The following is a 1,530-nucleotide window of genomic DNA, read 5'->3' as shown; positions in this document are numbered from 1 at the left end:
CTTTATCAGCAAATGCCCATAAAGCCATATAGCCCAGACGCGAAAGTAACGTTGCTATAAAGATATCTTCAGCATCATTGCGCTTTAAATGCTTAGCAAATTCTCGTGCCTGAGTAGCAGCATGAAAAGCAAATGCCATTTCTTGTATCAGTTGTGTACGCTGTTCACCTGCTTGTAAATTGTCAATCAGGGCCATTGACAGGGTTAAGACCTTGATTTGCTCAAAGCCCATGACCATGACTGCACGAGATACCGTGCTGATACTGTGCTTGGTTGGATTGAAATGAACAGTATTAACCGCTTTTAAAACCCGGCTGGTCAAAGAGGCATCTTGAAGAATAATATTGGCGACATCTGACGCTGAACTTTTTCCACTATTTAGAGCTTTTGTGACGTTGGCAACCGTTCCCGAAAAGATCGGCATATCCACTCCACTAAGTTGTTTGACCCAATTAGAAAGTGCAGCGTTTTCCATTCAAGATTAATCCAAAGACTTTTTCTGATTAGCTACACCATGTGGCACATGGCCTGTAGCGACGTGCTCAAGCGCTGATTGACAATGCTTTTCTTGATCATCAAAAAATATGTCAGCGCCAAATGATTTTAAAAATGGTCCTTTGTCCATGCCACCTAGAAATATTGCTTCGTCGATACGGATCTCCCAAGCCCTTAGCGTTCTGATAACACGTTCATGTGCTGGTGCAGATCGCGCAGTTACCAGTGCTGTTCTAATCGGTGAAGCATTTTCGCCATATTCCGTCTGAATTTGATTTAGCGCCATTAAAAAATCTTTAAACGGCCCACCAGGGAGGGGTTCATGTGCGGTCTGTTGTTCATTTTCAGTAAATGCTTTTAATCCCTTTTCTTTGAAAATTCGCTCCGAATCGTCAGAGAACAGAACGGCATCACCATCAAATGCAATTCTAAGTTGATCGCTATCATTATTATTCCTAATGTGTGAAGGCAGAATTGTCGCAGCAGCAATACCTGCTTCTAACGCCATTCCGACATCCTCAGGACTGGTTGATAAAAATAAATGTGCATTAAACGGCGCCACATAACGATACGGACTGCTTCCAGATGTAAATACTGCGCGGGTAATGGCTAATCCATGATGTTGAATAGAATTAAAAACACGAAGCCCCGTATCAGCACTATTGCGAGACAATAAAATAATCTCAACCTTGGGTGTGTTTGGGTTGTTGTCATTTAACGCGAGTAATTTACGTACCAGACTAAAGGCACCGCCTGGCGCTAAGGGGACATCTTCATTTTCTATTTGATAGCGACAATAAGCTTCTGTGCCCTGATCTTCATAGATGCGATGACTTTCATCCAAGTCAAATAAGGCGCGAGATGAAATAGCGAGAACAAGCGGTTTTGTATCCATCATGGTTCAAACATCCCTTAATAATGACTGTCCATCAGTCCGTGCAACTCGGATAATACGCTCCCAGGCAATCTGCCCTTGTTGATTTATACTGGGATATTCAGAAAGACTTTTGAGGTCGTCACTCAAACTATCAATGA

At 42.5% G+C, this 1,530-nt stretch carries 2 protein-coding genes; both read right to left on the bottom strand.

What is annotated here, in order from left to right:
• A partial coding sequence (locus B4K20_RS09580; RefSeq protein WP_289282712.1) for an HDOD domain-containing protein occupies positions 1–475 on the bottom strand: 475 nt, incomplete at its 3' end.
• 6 nt (positions 476–481) lie between these two features.
• Positions 482–1,393, bottom strand: coding sequence for a 5'-nucleotidase (locus tag B4K20_RS09575; RefSeq protein ID WP_414673344.1), 912 nt, complete (start codon positions 1,391–1,393; stop codon positions 482–484).
• Between the last annotated feature and the right edge of the window lie 137 nt (positions 1,394–1,530).

Origin of the sequence: Methylophaga sp. UBA5088 (genome assembly GCF_002414625.1) — a bacterium.
In the GTDB taxonomy this organism is placed as follows: Bacteria; Pseudomonadota; Gammaproteobacteria; order Nitrosococcales; family Methylophagaceae; genus Methylophaga; species Methylophaga marina.
Note: the sequence above shows the minus strand (reverse complement) of the source record. Positions and strands in the feature narration are given on the sequence as shown.